Raw genomic sequence first — 17,463 nt, 5'->3', positions numbered from 1 at the left:
GCGCCTTTGGGCGCAGCGGGCTTGGGCGGGGAAGGGGGCATGGAAGCGGCGCGCGCGCTTCGTGTGTCTGGCGATCGGGACAGTCTTGGCACCGCGCTCAATGGTCCAGGGGGGATAGCCGCAGATGACGGCGGGCCATCCAGCCGATGACCTCGGCGTCGCCGTGATAGTCGAATACCGCGACCTTGGCCCAACCGCCTCTTTCGTCCTCGATCCGCACCGGCTGATCGGGATAGACGGTTCGGATGGCGATCGCCTTGCCGTCCGGCTCCACGCGCAGCGGCGCGGGCGCGTGGACATAGCGCAGATGCCGGCCTTCGGGGAGCTCGCTTGATTTTTGCTCCTGCAGCGATTTGTTCAACTGTTCGAGCACGGGCCGCAGTTGGTCGGCCGGATCTGGAGCGCTGGCTGCCGCCTCGTCGCGGGCATCGGCCCTGAGGTCCAGCGCCATGGTGGCGGTGGCTAAAATAGCGCTGTAGATGGCGAGGACGAACGCCAGAATCTCGAGAAGGCTGGCGCGGCGGATCGGATCGCGTTCCTTCGTCAGCCTCTCATTCAGCGTCGCTTCGATCCTGGCGACCAGATCGCCAGCGCTGACTGGGTCGAGCGCACGGCCATCGTCATTGGCCTGGGTCACATCGCGCGCCACGGCGAAAGGCGTGTCGATGACGACCGCTTCGTCCGGCTCATAGAACTTCAGGACGTCGGCGGCCACGCCACGGGGAACCTCCCCAAGAGCGCCGAGCATTCCTGCAAGCTGGTACCCGGCGGGCAGATAGCTCGCTGCATCCAGACCGAGCGGCACGCGGCCAAGGCCAGGGGGGCTCACCGTAGTTAATGAAGCGATCGTCGCCGCGCGCAGGCCAAGGCCCAGGGTGCGGCTGACGGTCTTGAGGAAATCGTGCTGATCGCTCCAAGTCCGCGTGAAAGCGGAGATTTCGGGGCCGCCGAAGGCGGCCGCTAGCGCCTGCCGGTTCCTGCGCTGGTCGGCGGCCAGGCGCTCGAAGGCGCCAAGGTCGCTGAAGATGGAGGCGAATGACGGAGACTCGGGGTGCGCCCAATTCTGGCCTATGCGGTCGCCGATCGAGCGGCTTTTCCGGTCGAAATCGTCAACGAAACGGGTCAACTCACGGGTGGCGCTCATCCAGGGCGCGGTATCGATGCCGGCGGCCGCGCGGGCTAAGGCCGACTGAGCAGCGATCTGTTGCCCGGCCATACGGGCGCCAAACGCGCTCAGGCTGTCCTGAAGACGCGTTTGCTCGGATCGATAGCCGAGGATCGCCCGCTGGTCGCGACTGTGTCCGGCCAGTTCGCCTAGCCGAGCGCGCGGACCTGTCGCCACCTCCGGGGCGGCGTCCACGGCCGACGTGGTTGGTTCCGCGAAATGCGCATGCCGATCACGCCGCTCGCGGCTCCAGTCGGTTAGGATCCGATGCAGCCGCTGTGAACCGCTCTCTCCTTGTCGGGCGGTCAAGTCGTCCAGTTCCTCGTCCCGTCGCGGGCGAAGCTTGAGGGGAGCAGTCCCCGGCTCACGGATCCAGCGGGGTTGAAAGTAAAGGCCCGAGGCGGCCACGAAGGCCGAAGCCGCCGCGTCCAGAGCCTGGTCCGAAAGAGCGCGGATCGTTGCAGGGGGTGGTCGCTGGGCTACGGCGTCGTCCAGAGGCCCCGACCGCGCGTGCTCGGTTAGCAGTCGTCGAACGAGGCCTGTGGCGTCATCAGTCTCCTTGAGAGAATCCGCAAAGACCTCGAACTCGGCGGTGGTCGGATCTATCTCCAGCACGTCGAGGTCAGGACAGTCGAACCGGATGCCTAAGTCGATATGATCGATGTCCACTCTGGTCTCGCTCCGAAACCTTGAAGTCTAGCTGCATTCCGCTGCTGGGGCTATCATGAGCCTAGTTCTACGCTGAGGGCTCTTCGTGGGCAGGCTTGGGTTGCTGGCCCTTCAAAGCGCGGACTGCCATTGCCGCACTGCTAATCGCCGCCGGTGCTTGGCCTTGGACATTGCTCCTGTCGGGTCGCGGGGCACCCGACGCCAGATACTCAGTAGAGATGCTCGGCGATCGCCTGGTCGCTGCCCAGCGCTAGCAACCGATCCTGGTAGAGATTGAGCAGCATTTCGGCGTCTGCGGGGCTGGCGTCGCGCTGCGCCAGCCACTGGCGTTGCTCGGCTCGGAGCGCATCGGGGGGATCGGCCGTGGCCAGCAGCTCCTTGTAGCGCGCGGCCATCTCGCGATCGGCCTTGGCCAGTTCGGGATGGGTGCAGATCGTGACAAGGACCGCAGTGTCGGCCCTGGCGCAATTAAAGCTCGGATCGTAGGTCGGGACGGCCTGCGCCGGCGCCTCCGCCGGGGCCTTTGGCGCGGCCGCCCTAGGCTGGGTCGCGGTCGATTTCGGGGGCTCGGCCGGCGGGGCAGGGGCGCTGGCCGGCCTTTCGGCAAGATCCATGAAGGAGCCGACACCGGCCACCAGGACCAGGGCGGCGAGAGCGGCGAACGCGCTGGCAACAATTTTCGAGCGGGTCGAGGCTGGCGGGATCGGCGGCGCCGCGGCAGTGGTCGGCGGCGTCCAGGACGTCGCTCGCCTTGGCGGTGGAGGCGGAGGAGGTGGTGGTGCGGTGCGGCCTTGGCGCTTCTGTTCGTCGCGCGGAGGCGGTTTGGCCGAGAACTGCTGGTCGCGATCGTAGCGGGCACGCGCATCCTTGTCCTTCAGGATACGGTATGCCTCGTTGATACGGGCGGTCCTGGCCGTCGCCGTAACCGTGTCGCCCTGGTGCACGTCAGGGTGATAGCGCTTGAGCAACGCCTTGTAGGCACCCTCGATGACCACGTCCTCGGCATGGGGCGAGACCCCCAGCACGTCATAATGGCTTTCGCCCACGCCCAACCCCTTCGTCGACGGCGCCATTGTGCTCACCTCTGGCGATGCTCGCAAGGACTCGCGCAACCAAGGCGGCTGTGGTTGCCTTGGTTGGGGAGGGGCGTCATGTATCTGCGATTTTTCCGGCGGGTTCGGATCCTGCCCAACCTGTGGCTCAACCTCAGCCGTGGCGGCCTGTCCTTAAGCGTGGGCGTGCGCGGCTTGCGTGCGACGTTCGGCAAGTCTGGAACGCGGCTCACCGCCGGCCTGCCCGGCTCAGGGCTATCGGTCACCCACCAGGTCAGAACGCGCCGCGCCTCGGCCGTGCCGCCCTCCGAGGACGTCCGGACCCGTCTGCTGGAAAAAGCCCTAGGCGGCGAGTGAGCTGCGGCGGACCACCCCGGCGATCCATCCGGCCAGAAGCGCCACGATGGTCGCGATAAGGCTGGAGACCGACCTTGCGCCGCCGTCGCCGGTCGCGCCAAACAGAATCCTCCCAAGGCTGACCGGACCGCCGAGCGTTTCCAGCTGCCCCAACAGCATGACCACGAAGACGATCACGAAGGTCAGCAGCGCGGCGCGGGCCGCCGCCCGTCCCGAGCGCGCGCCCAGCCAGCCTTCCAGGCGCGCCGATAGGTCGGCCCTGTAGTCAGTCAGCCGTAGCTTCAGCGCCAGGGTCTCAGCCTCGTTGCGATCGAGCGCATCATTGAGGTCGCGCGCCTGGCGGTTGCGCGCATCGAAGCGCGAGCCCTCCAATCGCCGTATCAGGCCCAGCCGATCGCCTCTATGCTGGATCTCGACGGCTTCCGAATAGAGCGCGCTCAGCTCGCCTTCGGCCCGCCTCACGGCGTCGCGCTCACTATCGGCGATGATGTCCGCAGACTTGCGCGCCCCGCCGTAGCGTAGCGCCTTGGCCTCTTTGACCAGCGCCCAGATGGCGAGGGCGAACGGGCCCATGAAGGCGACGGCGGCCACCACTAGACCGATCGCGATCAAGATCCCCGCACCCTGGTTGTTGCGTCGGCTGGCCATGCTCGTCCCCTCCAGCATCCAATCTATAGCCGGTTCGGCGGATGCCAAGCCGGCAGACCAAGTCCTAGACGCCGTAGCGCTTGTTGCCTCCGGAGGTGATGCAGTAGCGGCCGCCGCGAGGACCGATGCAGATGCGCGCGCCGGAACACGGACAGCCGCCCGCGTCATAGTAGGACGAGGTTCGGCCGCGGCGGGTCTTTCGCGGCGCTGGCGACATCAGTCCTGAGGCGGTGCTGGTTGAGCGGCCGGAAGACGCGCGATGCCTGGAGGCGCGCGGGCTAGACGCGTGTGTGAGGCTATATTGGCTGAGGCCCTCGGATGGGGCGTCAGCGGCGAGATAGCGGGTGGCGGCCCAGCAGAGCGCGCCGCGGGCGGTTTCGACCCGCGACCACGCCTCGCCGCGCTCGGCCCTTTCGACCGTCTCGCCTTGGCCAAGGCGAGCTACGACCTCGGCGTTGGGCGAGGGCGACAGGCGGCAATTGAGCGAACTGGCCAAGACATAGACGGTGTCAGCAGCCTGGCTGGCGCCGGCCGCGCCTAGCCAGATCGCCAAGGCGATGATCAAACCACGCAAGCTGGATGGTCCCCCGAACTAGAGTTTCGGGTTGTCCATAGCCCTGAAGCTTAACCTTGGCGAGAGCGGAGCCGCCAGCCCGAGGGACCACCCCTTCGGGCGATGCGGCCTGGCGGGCACTTGGAGGTCAGCCGTTGACGGCGTCCTTGAGTTGCTTGGCCGGCGCGAAGGCGACCTTCTTGCTGGCGGCGATCTCGACGGCAGCGCCGGTGGAGGGGGCGGCCGGTGCGAGCTGGCTTTTCCTGGACCTTGAACTTGCCAAAACGGGGGATCGACACCTCTTCGCCTTTGGTGGCGGCTTGTGCAATGGCCTTGAAGACCCTCTCGAACAGGGCCTTGGCCTAGGCTTTGGTCAGCTTGTCGTCGGTAGCGACCAGAGCTTCGGCTATATTGGCGGTGTTCATGAGAAGATCCCTTCGAAATCAGCCCCACAGGCCTGGACGGACCGCCGGGCCTTGTCACGCGGGCGGCTAGAGATCCTCTGCCTTGGGCGTCTTGGTTGTCACCACGGACCAACCGCGGTCCCAGCTGATCACCTGTCCCGACGGGGCGTGGGAGCGCGCGGTCACCACGCACTGATAGCGGGCGCCTTCAAAGGTGACGACGCCTTTGGGCCGGGCGGTTCGAGGGCGATCTCAAGCGGCGCCAGACCCGCTATCAGCTTTCCGAGCTCGTCACCTTGGCGCGGCGGGCCACGCGCTTGAGCCGCCTGACCCAGCGCATCGTCGGGACAATCAATACCCGGGGACTGGTGCCGCAGAACCTGCCTGAAGAGGGCGTTCGGATCTAGACGGCGATCGAGGCGGGCCGCCGCAAAGGCCGAATTGTGCGAGGTTGCAACCTTTGAGGGCGAAGGGCATGAGAAAGCCATGCCGTTCTCCGACACGACCATAGCACTGGATCATCTGCGTGCCACCCTGCTGGGCCTCAAGGCAACCGGGGACGGTGGTTTCGAGGGGCTCGTGGCCGGTGCCTTGGCGACGCTTTCAGGGCTGACGTTCCGGCTGTCAAAGTCCGGAAGCCAGTTTGGTCGAGACGCCGCCAGCACTCCGTCCAGCGCCTTCGCCATTGGCTTCGAGTCCAAGCTCTATACGAGTGACCTGAGGCTGGAAGATCTGATCGGGAAGGCCACTCTGGCCGGAATCTTCCAGGGCGGAAAGGTCGATGTCTGGGCCTTGGGGACCACGGCGGTGGTGGGTGAGCAGATCGTCGCCGAACTCGTTCCCGCGCTGGAGGAGCGCGGCGTTAGTCTTCTGGTCCTCGACTGGACGATGTTGCCGCTTCCGCCCCTGGCGGTCTTACTCGCCCTCGCCCGGCAACGCACTCTCGACTGGTTTGCCGCCCATCGTCCGGATATCGACGGTCTGAGCCTGAGCGACGCTCTCACCAAGATCGCCGAGGACGAAGCCTTCGACGCGCGGCGGGCGGAGTTGCTCATTCAGGTCACGGCCGCTCAAGTCGGCCTAGATGCTCTGCGCCAGTCTTCTGCAACCTGGCTGGGTAAGCGTTTCGCGGACCCCAAGGTGAGCCAACGGACCTTCGGACAACGCATTACTGTGGCTCAGCCGGACGCGATGACCGTGGCGCGAAGCGGCTTGGTGCGGGATCTCAAAGACCTTGTTGTCACGGATGAAGTCGAGCCGGCCTGCATCGTTGTCCTGGGGGAAGAGGGTGCAGGTAAGACCTGGCTGGTGGCGCAATGGTGGGGGTCGCTGCCTGAGCCGCCAATCATGGTCCTCATCGCGGGCCGTCGCGCGGAAATGCTGGATCCTTCGGATCCGTTGGGCAGTCTTGCTCGCCTGCTGGCGGACCAGGACGATCGGCGAGACGAAGCGGCGATCCTGAGCTGGAAGCGCCGTCTCATGCGATGGAAGGGCCAGGGCGCGGCTTCTAAACTGCGCTTTGTCGTGGTCGCCGATGGGTTGAACGAGCGCGCAACCATGCCCTGGGCGGATATTCTCTTGGGCTTGGCCTTCGAAGTTCAAGCGCTTGGTGGGGCGCTGATCGTTACGTCCAGAAGCGCCTACTGGAAGCGGGATGTCGAACCTCGACTGGGCGGAACCCTCGCCACGCGCCCCCTCGTGGTTCCAGACTATTCCGACACGGAGCTTGGGACCCAGCTCAACAAGGTGGGGCGATCGATCACGCAGATTCCCGAAAAGGTGCGCGCCTTCATCCGAAATCCCCGGGTCTGTGCGGTGGCCCTTGAACTGCTTGATCGCCTCCCGCCCGAAGGCCTGAGCGTCGAGCTTCTTCTGCTGGAGTATTGGCGCTCGAGATTGGCCGAGCGGGGCAACGGGATTCGACACACCACCGGCGAGTTCGACAAGCTGCTGCGGGGTCACGCACGGGTCTTCCTCAACCAGCCGACAAGGCCTTTCGGTCGGGACGATTGGACCACGCACTCAGGCGCGGCCAAGCGCTTGGGGGCCGCCGAGGTCGCCAACGACTTGACGGAGATCGAGGAGGGGCGGTTCCTGACCATTCAGGGAGATGACCTGGAAAGCTACGCCTTCCGTCCGGAGGCCCTGCCGTTCGCGCTGGGACTTCTGCTCAACGACGATATCAAGGCCGAACTCGCAACGGCCAACACCACGGCCGAAGAAGCCCTGGACCGAGCGATCGATCCGGTGCGCGCGTTCGACCAGATCGGCGATGTTCTAGCCGCGGCGACGATCCTGGCCTGTCTGGATGCGGGATTTCCGGCCGAGGGACGGCGAGCCCTAATCCTGGCATGGTTGGGCCTGCAGAACCTCGCCGAGGAAGCCATCGAGGCCATGAGATCGGCTTTGCTGGCCAAGCCGTCGGCGTTCCTGGACGTGGTTGAGCTGCCCCGGCGCGCCTTCGGGGACCTCGCGCGCGAGGATCTGCTGCTCGGTCTGCTGATCGAACAGCGTGGCGCGCCGACCGTGGCGATGGCCGTCGACGCGCGCTTGAATCAATGGCTTGGAACCTGGTCGCGACAGGGAAGGGCGCCGTGGCGCGGTCTGCCGGATCAGGCCGGCCGTCAAACACGGCGCGAGCAGTCGATCGACGCTGCTCTGGTTCAACTCTCAACGGGAGAGGCGAGCCTGTTGCGGTCGCTGTCCCACCAATTGCCCGAGCCGCCGGCAGCACATTTAGACCAGGCCGCCGCGGAACTGATGGCAGGAGGGCTACAGGCACCCTTCGCGCCTGGGCTGGCCGGATGGGCGATTGCTCGGACCCTGGGCCAGGATCTCGATGACGATCCGACGCCGTTGGAATGGTGTGTGAGGCTCAACCTCACCGACTGGTCGCAAACTCGGGATGCCGTGGCGTCGATCTATGCGGAGGTTAAGCCGACCTCTTCCGAACCGATGCGAAGCTATGCCGCGAGGGCGCTTCGACTGCTGGGTGACCTGGACTCGGCGAAGCGCGCCGAGACGCTTCGCCCCCTTGCCGCCGGACGCAAGCTCAGCCGGCGCGATCGGTTCAACCCCGTTGATCCCCTGGACCCGAACTCGACATTGGGTTCGCCGCCGCAGGACGCGCTCGCGATCTTGCACGCCCTGAAGCTCGATGAGCTTTGGATCGCTATGGGCCCGACATCGGAGGACAACAATCTGGCAGAGATCACGCCGACGCTGGCACGCTTTGCGCCAGATGATCTTGCCGCCAAGCTGAACGAAGTCGTGCTCCAGGCGTCGAGCCGCACGAAGCTTGGGCTTCGTCAGATCGGCTGGCACCTGCCCCGGTTGGCGCCGATCCTGAATCCCGACGCGGCTATGGCGATCCGTAAGGGAATTGAGGCTTTGATCGCCGACCCGAAGCGGGCGCCCGACACCGAAAAGCACATCGTTCTGCTGCAGTTGGTCGGAGGGCTGATGCCGTCCCTGGAGCCGCGGGCCCAGATCGAATTGCTTTTCAGCCTGCCCGCCGACCTCCCGCTCTATTACTCGCTGCGCCGAGCCGCCAAGGTCCTGCCCGCTCAGACACTGGAGCAGTTGGTCCTTGCGACGAAGGACGACAGCGACCGCATGACCCGGTTGTTGTTCTTCGCCGCGCGGCGCCGGCAGGTGATCACGCCGTCTATCCATGACTTTTTGGTCGAGACGATGTTCTCCGATCGCAAGGAAGATGCCGCTTCGGCGGCCGAATTGATTTGGCGTGCTGCTGAACCTGAATTGAACGCCAAGGTCGCCAAGCACCTGGAGACCCGCAACGCGCCCAGGGATGCTGATGACGCCTTTGCTGTGGCGCGGACCGTTGCGGCCACGATTGTCCAGCAACAGAGGCCGGATCTCGTAGAGCATGTGACGCTTCGGTTCGTCGATCCCGTGGTGGCTGCGTTGGGGAAGCCGGCTCTGAGCCACCTGACGGCGCTGGTCGAAGGTGGGGTGGTTCGGCTGACATCACCAATTTCGGCGCAGCCGCCTGAAAATGTCGAACTTTTCTACGGGGTGTCCCGCGACGGCATGGAAGCGTCGGCGTGGGCCAATTCCTCTGTGAAGAACGCGCCTGAGGATCCGATGGCTGTCCTGCGCGAACTCAACGATGCGGAAGGCGGAGCGCGGCGATATGCCGAGCAGCAGAAGGCCACGATCCAGGCCTCCAGGGCTTACCGAGCGGCGCTAACGGCTGAGGGGGCAGGCGGCGTCGCCTCAGCCCCGCCCTACCGAGGCTTGCGCCTGATCGCGACGGAGACCCCCGAGGTCACGGCCGATTGGCTGCGGCGCATCCTCGCGGTCGAGGATGCGGGCGAGAAATCGAACGTGAAGAACCTGGCCCTGGCGATCGCAAGCGCTCATGGCCAAGCCGATGGCGAGCTTGCCGCAAGGGTCTTCACCGCCTTCGAGGGGATCGCGCCCGCTTCGAACATCGTCATCGGTGACGCGCGGCTGCCGTTTGAAATGGTGATGATCTTCAGATCGGGGGACACGCCAGCCATGCAGGCTCTGCGTCGCCGCCTTCTGGACCTAGCCTTCAGCGACGACGTCATCGAAACCGTCATCTTGGCGGCCGAAGGCGAGGGCTTGGCCGATTGGCTTCAGAACTATGTCGAAGAGGGGGCCATGCAGGCCCAGCCAGCACATGTGGCGCGGGCTTTGACGGTGGCCAGCTTCCGCTCCGCCAACGACCACAGCCGGGCGCTGCTGGCACGCGACTGGGGCAATGGCTTCCTCGGCAAGGTGGCTCAAGCGGCTCGGACCCGATATGCCACCGGTGAGCAGAGCCTTGCCTGGTATCAATCCTGGAAGTCGGCGACGGCGGGGCAGGAGCTTTGGACCCGAGCCGTCCTCCTGGAAGAGGTCGCCGACCGGCGGATCGTCCAAGCCGCGGATGACGACCCGATGGCGAATGATCTCGTTGCTGTATTTGGCGAGGAGATGGTCGAACGCTGGCGAAAGGCCGCAGAAAAGAAAACCAAAGAGAGGGCCGAGACCCTGTTCGGTCAGAAGAGGCCTAGCGACGCTCTCATCGAGCGCTTCCGCTCGCAAACCGGCCAATACCGGCAAGATGGGGCGTAAGAGGCGGATGCTTGTGGGACTAAGTCGACCGAACGTCGCGTTTCAGGCAGTGCGCGAACGGCAGCAATTGGCGCGGGCAAGCCTTAATGGCCGATCAATGGGGGCTTTTTGGCTGCGCCGACGGTGGACCTGAGCTCGTGTCGCACACCGCGCCGGATGCGGGCGCAACGACTGCCGCGCGCGCTGGTTGCGGTGAAATTGCAGGTGCCGGTGCGGGCGCAACGGGCGGCTTCAGGGCGGTCGATATCAACGCTCCGAGAAGCCCGCCGATTAAGGCGAGAACGGCAGGGCCAAAGGTTTGGAAATAGAACCGAGCGTCGGCTTTGCGTGCAAGGCTAGCGGCGTGGAGGCTAGCCGGCCATCAATTTCATAGCTCTTGCGCATATTGCTGAGTTTCCTGCGGGGCGGTCGGCTAGCTCTTGGTCAAGCTTAGGGCGGCGGCGCGCGGGACGGAACCATCCGACGCTGTTCTATCTCCCGAATTAAAATGCGCCAGAATTGTGCAGCAACGTCTGGAATCTGGAGCCGGCCGAATGGCTGCAAATGGCGCGACCCGGCCGGCAGCGCAGACATTCGGATCGACTGACGAGGGTGGTGAGCGGACACGTGCCAGGATAGGTTTCGCGCATGCCGTATCCCTTGAAAGTCGTTCTCCAAGCGCCCTTGAGCGCGCCCGATAAACTCCCGGCGTTTGTGGAGCAATGCGTGGCAGATCGTGTCGAGCTGATCTGCGTCGCTGGGCCGATGGCCGAAGAGATTGAAGATCAGATCGACTGGTTAGTAGTGGGCGACGGGTCCGATGCGGATCGGTTCATCGTCACAACCGCTCATCCCGACGAGCCTCTGGATCGCGTGATCAGCTTCGCGACAGCATGGTTGGGCGACGGAGCCGCTGGTGCATCTCCGGAGATCGTCCGGCTTTAATCTCCGCTATGGGCGGTTGGCGGAAATCCCTAGCGGTCCCGAGTAATATCGGCGACTGAAAATAGCACCCGCTAGTGTTGACGGATTTTTGCATGACACATGAAGATATGTCGTCTGTTTCGCCTGAAAATCGTGACACCATTGAACGTTATCAACGATTAAGCCTTTCGATGCGCGGCACATACGGGGAATTGCTCGCCCTGCACCTTTTGATTGAAGCCACTATAGAGGATTGCCTGAAGGTAATGCTACCGAACCCGCGCCCTTTTCTTGAGCGCGACCCTAGCTTCGCGATGAAGCTCGCCTTGTTCGAAAGCCTTTTTTCGCCCAGTCAAAGGCAGGGCGAAATACTTGCGGCGGCCCGCACCATAAACACAACCCGCAACCAAATCGCGCACGGCGATGAGCCTGCCGTGATCGAGAAAGCGATCGATCGCATTTGCCAGATGGGTTCCAAGAACCTCGGTCTTGGCGAATTCGATGCCGAACCTCAAATGAAGCGGCTTGCAGCTGTCGCTATCAAGGTTTGCGGCTTCCTCCTCGGAATGGTCGAAGGGGCCACTGGTCAAAAACCTCCCTCTCAAATCGGGGTGGAGGATTAAGGCGGATATGGAGCAAGACACCGGACATATTGAATGTCGTAGGTGGGTCGTGCGGTGCCGTTGCCGGGCTGGCGCTGAACGTCCTGTTTATGGAGGCGCACAAGCGGCAGTTTATGGCGCGACCCGGTCATCTAGCCCATGCTCAACAGCGCAAAACCCTTGGGCAGTAGAAGGGCCCGTGGCATCTCCTGGTCTACCACCCCAGCCATGAACGCCGACCCATGACCCCCGACGACTTCCGCCAACTGGCGCTCAGCCAACTCAACGCCCGCGTCGCTTCCCGCCTGGGGACGATCGAGTTCCTGGTCGGCGACAAGGTGTTCGCGACCCTCGGCGCGCCCGACCCGGCCTTCGCCGTCCTGCGCCTTTCGCCCGAGGACCAAGCGGCGGCCATGGCCGCCGCGCCCGGCGTGTTCTCGCCTCAGGCCGGCGGCGCGGGGGCCCGAGGCCTGACCTGCGTGCGCCTGGCCCTGGCCGAGCCGGCACATCTCAAGCCGGTCCTGGCCAAGGCCGCCGCCAAGGCGCGCAACAGCCGCAGCGCGTTCAGCCGGATCGGCTAGCCTGCTTGACGCAGGCGGCGTCCTGCGAGGCGATGATCAGGCAGGCGTCCAAGACCTTGCCTTGCCATCTTGCCGAACCCTGTTCTAGACTCGTCCCACGCCGCTGAAAGCGCGGCGTCGAGGCGTGAGAACCTCGCTTGAACCAACCGCTTCGCGTTCGGCTCCGCCCCGGCGCGACCGGTGTGCTGCGCCGGCGGCGCCGTCGATGACGGCCGCTCCACACTCAAGCTTGAGTCTCGGGAACGCGGCTTCGCCGCTTCCGTCGCCTCTCCTTGGAGGCGGACGTGACCGGGCCAGCAGAGACCAGACTTCAAGCCAGACCCCCTCGGCGCGGGAGCCCGCGCCGATGACCCTCAAGACCGTCGACCCAGTCCTGGGCGAGACCCAGACCGACGCCCGCCGCAAGCTCGACGCGCTGTTCCGGCGCCAGGCTCCAGCCCTGTTGCGGTTCCTGTCGCGGCGGACCAGTCCCGAGGAGGCCCAGGACCTGGCCCAGGAGGCCTTCCTGCGCCTGACCCATGCGGCCGGCAAGCAGGCCCTGCAGAAGCCGGAGGCCTATCTTGGCCGCATCGCCCGCAATCTGCTGCGCGATCGGGCCAAGAGCGTCTCGGGTCGCCGCGAGCGCAGCCACGCCGTTCTTGAGCCCGAGGCGCACGCGACGAGCGACGGCGATCCCCACCTGGCCCTCGAAGCGCGCCAACTGCTCGAGCGCCACGAGGCCGCCGTCCTCAAGCTCAAGCCCAAGACGCGCGAGGTCTATCTGCGCCATCGCGTCGACGGCCAGTCCTACGCCCAGATCGCCGCCGCCCTGGGGATCGGCGTCAGCGCTGTGGAAAAGCACATGATGAAGGCGATCGCCGCCGTCGACCGCAGCCTCGGCCGGCCCTAGGATCACGCCATGACCTCGGGGGAAGAAGAGCATCTGCGCCGTGAGGCGGCCGCCTGGTTCGCGCGCATGCGCGGGCCTGGCGCGCAAACCGCGCGCCCTGACTTCGACGCCTGGCGCGCCGCACCCGGCCGCCAGGAGGCCTATGACCGTCTGGTCCGGCGCTACGAGGAGTCGGCGATCCTGGGTCATTCCAAGCTCTCGGACCTGCGCCTGCGCACCAGCGCCTCGCGTCGAGGCCCGCCGCCCGCGGCGTGGTGGGCGGCCAGCGCCGCCGGCCTCGTCGCGGCCATCGCCCTGGTCACCGTATCGCCCTGGCCGATCCTTCCCGACGACCAGCCGCCGCAGCAGCGGCTCGCCGCCGGGGCCGGCCAGATCCGCAGCCTGTCTCCAGCGCCAGGTCTAACCGTGGTGCTCGACGCCGACAGCGTGCTGCTGGCGTCCAGCGAGCGCGGCCGCCCGCGCCTGGTCCTCGAACGCGGCCGCGCCCGCATCCAGACTGAGGGTCCGGTCGATGTCCAGGCCGGGGCCCTGCGTGTCATGGGCCAGGACGCGGCCTTCGATCTGCGCCTCAGCGAGCGGGCGGTCGAGGTCTCCGCCCTATCCGGGAGCCTGGAGGCGCGGCGCGACCGGCACCCCCTGATCTCGGGCCGCACTCGCCTTCAGCCGGGACAGGCGCTGATCCTCGCCGACGACCGCCTGGGCCCGCCGACCTGGGCCGCCGGGCGCGAGCGCCAGTGGCCGCAGGGCCTTCGCCTCTACCAGGACACCCCGCTCGCCGAAGTTCTCGCCGACGCCAATCGCTACGGCGCCCGCAAGATCCGGCTAGCCGACCCCGCGCTGGGGTCCCTGCAGGTCAGCGGCGCCCTGAAGGTCACCGATCCCGACGGCCTGGCCCGGGCCCTGGCCGCGGCCCTGTCGCTGACGGTGACCGAGGTCCCGGGCGGCGACCTGGCGCTGTCGCGCCGCGACGCCTGATTTCGGCCGGACCGAGAAGTTTTTTGTGAGGGGTCGCCGCGCGGCCTCGTCAGAGCCACCCGGAACGACCGCGACCGTCGCGGTCCGCCGCCCGGGGGCTTCATGCAACACCACTCCACCCTTCTACGCCGCGGCCTCATGGCCACGGTCGCCGGTTTCGTCCTGACCGCCGCCGCGCCGGCCCTGGCCGCGCCGCCCCTCCTGCAGGCCGAGCACCAGACCTATGACCTGCCCGCCCAGCCGCTGGGCGAGGCGCTCGGCGCGGCGGCCCGGATCAGCGGTCGCCAGGTGGTGGTCGCCTCGCCGCTGGTGCGGGGCAAGACCGCCCCGGCGCTGTCGGGCCGCTACACCGCCGACCAGGCCTATGCGGCGCTGCTCTCCGGGTCCGGTCTCAAGCTCGTGCGGGTGGGCGCGACCCTGGTGCTCAAGCCCGCCGACGAGACCGCGCAGGGGGAAGTCCGCGCCGGTGACGAACCCGAAGGCCTCGCCGAGGTCGTCGTCACCGGCTCGCGGATCCGAGGCGGTGGGCCGGCCGGCGCCAACATCATCGCCATCAGCCGCCAGGACATCGAGGCGAGCGGCCTTGCCTCGACCCAGGAGATCCTGCAGGCGCTGCCGCAGAACTATGCCGGTGGCGCCTCGGAAGGCGCGGCTTCACTGAGCAATCGCAACGGCGCGCTGTACAATGGCGGCTATGGCACCGGCGTAAACCTCAGGGGCCTGGGCAACACCTCGACCCTTGTGCTGATCAATGGCGATCGCCCCGCCATGGGCGGCCTTGCTGGGAGCTTCGCCGACCTCTCCCTGATCCCGTCCACGGCGGTGCAACGGGTCGAGGTGCTCGCCGACGGGGCCTCGGCGATCTATGGCTCGGACGCGGTGGCCGGCGTCGTCAACCTGGTCATGCGAGATCGGATGGACGGGGGCGAGGCCCGCCTCCGCTTCGGTTCCGCCGACGGCGATCTCAGCCAGGGCCAGGCCGCGCTGATCGTGGGGAAAGTGTGGGAGCGAGGCCACGTCACCCTGGCCTACGAGGCCTTGCGTCGAGGTCGCCTGGCGGCCGAAGACCGTGACTACGCCCGGGAAGACCTTCGCCCGTTCGGCGGCCTGGACAGGCGCTCCAACTATGCCAGCCCCGGCACGATCGTAGCGGGCGGGCGCTACTTCGCGATCCCGGCCGGACAGAACGGGGCGGGCCTGGCCCCGGCGCGCCTGGCGCCGGACCAGATCAACCGTCGGGACGCGCGGCTGGGCACGGACATCCTGCCGCGCCAGACCAGCCAGTCGCTCTATGTGTCGGGCGGCTACGACATCGACACCGACACGACGATCACCGCCAGGCTGCTCGCCGCCGATCGCCGCTATGACCTGCGTGGCATTCCGGTCTGGGCCAGCGCCGTCTCGGTCCCCGTCACCAACCCGTTCTACGTCGATCCGCTCGGAACCCGCCTGCCGGTCCGCGTGCTCTATCGATTCGCCGAAGATCTCGGCCCCGAGCGTGACCGCGGCCACGTCCGCGCGGTGAACACCGGCGCGGAACTGACCCGCCGTATCGGCGCCTGGTCGCTGACGGCTTCCGGCGGCTACGGCCGCCAGAACGACGCGATGGGCCTGCAGAACATGGTCAACACCTATCGTCTCGGCCTCGCGCTCGCCGACACCAATCCGGCCACGGCCTACAATCTGTTCGGCGGACCACGGGCGACAAATCCCTCCACGATCGAGTCGATCCGCGGTTGGTCCAAGAGCGACGGCGTCTACACCGTCTGGACGGCGGGCCTGAAGGGCGACGGCGACCTCCTCGAGTTGCCGGGCGGGCCGCTGAAACTCGCGGTCGGCTACGAGCACCGCAGCGAGCGCTACAGGCTGACATCGTCCAGCTATCAGACAACCGCCAATCAGCGCGTGGTCCAGACAGCCTTCCCCGGCGCGCGCAAGATCGAGGCGCTCTACGCCGAACTTCGCGCGCCGCTGATCGGCGAGCGTCAGCAGACGCCTGGCGTACGGCGCCTTGAGCTGTCCCTGGCCGGGCGGCTCGAGGACTACAGCGACTTTGGCCGCACCACGAACCCCAAGGTCGGGTTCGACTGGGCGACCTTCGGAGGCCTGACCGTCAAGGGCAGCTACGGCACCTCATTCCGCGCGCCCAGCTTCCAGGATCAGCGGATCGGCCCCGGGCAAATCCAATACTTTCCCTACGCCGTGGTCGATCCCCGGTCGCCGACGGGCATGACCAATGTCCTCTTCCTGCTCGGCAATACGCCGGGGATCGGCCCGGAGCGGGCCAAGACCTGGACCGCCGGCGTCGAGTGGAAGCCGCCCGGGGCGCCCGGCGTGCGCATCGCGGCCACCTATTATCGCGTCGACTACCGGGACCGGATCGGCGCGCTGAACGCCGACGCCCTCAACATGCTGATAAATCGCAACCTCTACGCCAGCCAGCTCAACGAGGCTCCAACGGCGGCGGAGATCGCCGAGTACTATGCCTCGCCCTACCTCTCGAACACGTCGAACATCGCGGCCGGCGACATCAAGATCATCGCCAACGCCCGCAATCAGAACCTGTCCTCCATGGTGCAGGATGGGATCGACTTCGATGCGGGATGGCAGGGCGCCCTGGCCGGCGAGCGCATCGGTTTGGGCGTGTCGGGCGCCTACACCTTCCGCGTCGACAAGCGATACACAGCCGGGGCGCCGTCGGTCGACGTGGCCGACAGCGTCGGCAATCCCCTGAAGCTACGTCTGCGAGGGCGGGCCAACTGGTCCCGCGGTCCATGGGATTTCGCCGCCGCGCTCAACCATTCGGGCGGCTACGTAAACCAGACGGTAACGCCCAACAGGTCCGTCTCAAGCTGGACCACCCTCGACCTCAATGTCGCCGTTCGCCTGCCGCCGAACCCGGGCCTCTTGAACGGCCTGCGGCTGGCTCTGTCGGTGACCAACCTGTTCGACAAAGACCCGCCGTTCGTCGAAAGCGTCACCCCGTCGAGCGCCATCGGCTTCGATGTGGACAACGCCTCGCCGATCGGCCGCCTGGCAGCCCTGACGGTGACCCGGTCATGGTAACGTTCCTGATGGCGCTGGCGATTGCGGCGACGCCGCCGTCGCCGGCATTGCGCGACATGGTGGAGATGGCCACGCTTTCAAGCGTCTCGGTCTCGCCGGACCAGCGCTGGGTGGCCTATCGCCAGGAGGAGGCCTCGATCGCGGAGAACCGACGGCGCCTGTCCTGGTGGGCCGCCCCCACCGACGGTTCGCGCCCGCCGGCCAGGCTCGCCGACGGCGGCGAGCCCGTCTGGACCGACGCCGGGCCGGCCGACGCCGAAGCGCCGCAATGGTCGAGCGACGGACAATGGCTCTATTTCAGGGCCGTGAGCGAGACGGGCCTCCAGATCTGGAGAGCCCGCCCGTCGGATCATCGCGTCGAGCAGGTGACGCAGGATCCCGCCGATATCGAGGCGTTCGTCCTGAAGGGCGGCACGCTGACCTGGCGCGTCCGCGCAACCCGCGAAGCCATCCGGCAGGCCGAGCGCGACGCCTACGATCACGGCGTCGGGGG

At 66.7% G+C, this 17,463-nt stretch carries 12 protein-coding genes and 2 pseudogenes; 9 read left to right on the top strand and 5 right to left on the bottom strand.

Annotation, left to right across the window (positions count from 1 at the left end; genetic code table 11):
* Nucleotides 1-97: 97 nt before the first annotated feature.
* Together ACODR1_RS22965 and ACODR1_RS22960 are read right to left on the bottom strand one after the other, a co-directional pair.
* The gene (locus tag ACODR1_RS22965) at nt 98-1,834 is read right to left on the bottom strand and encodes an SH3 domain-containing protein (RefSeq protein ID WP_488882507.1); all 1,737 of its coding nucleotides are present in this window, start codon (nt 1,832-1,834) and stop codon (nt 98-100) included.
* 209 nt (nt 1,835-2,043) lie between these two features.
* Nucleotides 2,044-2,907, bottom strand: coding sequence for a DnaJ domain-containing protein (locus tag ACODR1_RS22960; protein WP_488882506.1), 864 nt, complete (start codon nt 2,905-2,907; stop codon nt 2,044-2,046).
* A gap of 78 nt (nt 2,908-2,985) precedes the next feature.
* Here ACODR1_RS22960 and ACODR1_RS22955 point away from each other — a divergent pair, with 78 nt between their 5' ends.
* A complete protein-coding gene (locus tag ACODR1_RS22955) occupies nt 2,986-3,243 on the top strand; it encodes a DUF4236 domain-containing protein (protein WP_488882505.1) in 258 nt (85 codons plus the stop codon).
* On the opposite strand, the gene ACODR1_RS22950 is transcribed toward ACODR1_RS22955, so the two are convergent.
* The 3 genes and pseudogenes from ACODR1_RS22950 to ACODR1_RS22940 form a co-directional block, all read right to left on the bottom strand.
* Nucleotides 3,229-3,891 (bottom strand): hypothetical protein, encoded by a 663-nt coding sequence (locus ACODR1_RS22950; protein WP_488882504.1) that lies wholly within the window; start codon nt 3,889-3,891, stop codon nt 3,229-3,231. The genes ACODR1_RS22955 and ACODR1_RS22950 overlap by 15 nt on opposite strands.
* 64 nt (nt 3,892-3,955) lie before the next feature.
* Entirely contained in the window at nt 3,956-4,465 is a 510-nt protein-coding gene (locus ACODR1_RS22945) for an SH3 domain-containing protein (protein WP_488882503.1), read from the bottom strand.
* A gap of 127 nt (nt 4,466-4,592) precedes the next feature.
* Nucleotides 4,593-4,869: pseudogene (locus ACODR1_RS22940) on the bottom strand (HU family DNA-binding protein).
* 465 nt (nt 4,870-5,334) lie between these two features.
* Between ACODR1_RS22940 and ACODR1_RS22935 the strand changes: the two are divergent.
* The 8 genes and pseudogenes from ACODR1_RS22935 to ACODR1_RS22900 form a co-directional block, all read left to right on the top strand.
* Nucleotides 5,335-9,954, top strand: a complete 4,620-nt coding sequence (locus tag ACODR1_RS22935; protein ID WP_488882502.1) for a hypothetical protein — start codon at nt 5,335-5,337, stop codon at nt 9,952-9,954.
* A 627-nt stretch (nt 9,955-10,581) separates the two neighbouring features.
* Nucleotides 10,582-10,878 (top strand): DUF7684 family protein, encoded by a 297-nt coding sequence (locus ACODR1_RS22930; RefSeq protein ID WP_116488459.1) that lies wholly within the window; start codon nt 10,582-10,584, stop codon nt 10,876-10,878.
* Between the two features lie 92 nt (nt 10,879-10,970).
* Complete coding sequence (locus ACODR1_RS22925; RefSeq protein WP_488882501.1) at nt 10,971-11,480, top strand: hypothetical protein; 510 nt, start codon at nt 10,971-10,973, stop codon at nt 11,478-11,480.
* Nucleotides 11,481-11,701: 221 nt separating this feature from the next.
* Nucleotides 11,702-12,040 (top strand): hypothetical protein, encoded by a 339-nt coding sequence (locus ACODR1_RS22920; RefSeq protein ID WP_488882500.1) that lies wholly within the window; start codon nt 11,702-11,704, stop codon nt 12,038-12,040.
* Nucleotides 12,041-12,386: 346 nt separating this feature from the next.
* Complete coding sequence (locus ACODR1_RS22915) at nt 12,387-12,929, top strand: RNA polymerase sigma factor (RefSeq protein ID WP_488882499.1); 543 nt, start codon at nt 12,387-12,389, stop codon at nt 12,927-12,929.
* Between the two features lie 9 nt (nt 12,930-12,938).
* Entirely contained in the window at nt 12,939-13,904 is a 966-nt protein-coding gene (locus tag ACODR1_RS22910) for a FecR family protein (RefSeq protein ID WP_488882498.1), read from the top strand.
* Nucleotides 13,905-14,042: 138 nt separating this feature from the next.
* The gene (locus ACODR1_RS22905) at nt 14,043-16,970 is read left to right on the top strand and encodes a TonB-dependent receptor domain-containing protein (RefSeq protein ID WP_488882497.1); all 2,928 of its coding nucleotides are present in this window, start codon (nt 14,043-14,045) and stop codon (nt 16,968-16,970) included.
* Nucleotides 16,964-17,463 (top strand): annotated as a pseudogene (locus tag ACODR1_RS22900) (hypothetical protein); the annotation flags it as partial. The gene ACODR1_RS22905 and the pseudogene ACODR1_RS22900, both read left to right, overlap by 7 nt.

Source organism: Caulobacter sp. FG7 (assembly GCF_057808875.1).
This window is presented reverse-complemented; position numbering and strand designations above follow the sequence as displayed.